The organism is Actinacidiphila cocklensis, from assembly GCF_907177275.1.
GTDB classification, from domain to species: Bacteria; Actinomycetota; Actinomycetes; order Streptomycetales; family Streptomycetaceae; genus Actinacidiphila; species Actinacidiphila cocklensis.
In genome coordinates this window covers 1-874 of the sequence record NZ_CAJSLV010000082.1, presented here as the reverse complement: position 1 = coordinate 874, position 874 = coordinate 1, and the positions used below count along the sequence as shown (strand labels likewise).

Below are 874 nucleotides of genomic sequence, written 5' to 3'. Positions count from 1 at the left end.
TCCCGACGGAACCCACCGCCACCACCCGGGCGGTCACCCTCACGACGCGGACCACGCGGACGGTCATCACGCCGATCGTCAAAACGCGGCCGATCGTCACGGGGACGGTCGTCACGCGGACGGTCATCGCGGCGGAAGCCGCCGCCACCGCCGGCGCCGGGGCGGTCGCCTTCGCGACGCGGGCCGCGCGGGCGGTCGTCGCGCCGGTCGTCACGGGGGCGGTCATCACGGCGGTCGTCACGGGGACGGTCGTCACGTCGGTCATCGCGGCGGAAGCCGCCACCGCTGGGACGGTTGCCGTCCCGGCGCGGGCCACCACTGCGGTAACCCCCGCGGTCGCCACCGCCGTTAGGGCGCGAGTCCCGGCGTTCGGGACGCTCGGGCCGGTCTTCAGGCGAGTTGGACATCGACGTGACTCCTCGAATCGTGCTGCTGTAGTACAAGTCTCCCGTAATCACGGGGAAGATGCGCTCTGTGAGCGCGACGCAAAAAGACCCCTGGTCCGGCGCTGAGGCCAGGACCAGGGGTCTGGAAAGATTGTTCGGCGGTGTCCTACTCTCCCACAGGGTCCCCCCTGCAGTACCATCGGCGCTGAAAGGCTTAGCTTCCGGGTTCGGAATGTGACCGGGCGTTTCCCTAACGCTATGACCACCGAAACGCTATCGGGTAGGTCCCACCGCGCCGGTGGGGCCTCGACAGAGTCCAAGCGAACAAGCACACTTTTCAGTTAAGTGATCTGTTCAACCGGTGCGACTGTTCGCAACCCGGGAACCAAACAGTGGACGCGAGCAACTGAGGACAAGCCCTCGGCCTATTAGTACCGGTCAGCTCCACCCCTTACAGGGCTTCCACATCCGGCCTATCAACCCAGTCG

At 66.8% G+C, this 874-nt stretch carries 1 protein-coding gene and 2 rRNA genes; all 3 read right to left on the bottom strand.

Going from position 1 to position 874, the window contains the following annotated elements:
- On the bottom strand, positions 1-283 hold a 283-nt coding region (locus tag NFU81_RS40880), incomplete at its 3' end, for a hypothetical protein (protein ID WP_285833825.1).
- Between the two features lie 256 nt (positions 284-539).
- Positions 540-656, bottom strand: a 5S ribosomal RNA gene (gene rrf / locus NFU81_RS30290).
- A 138-nt stretch (positions 657-794) separates the two neighbouring features.
- A 23S ribosomal RNA gene (locus NFU81_RS30285) occupies positions 795-874 on the bottom strand; the annotation flags it as partial.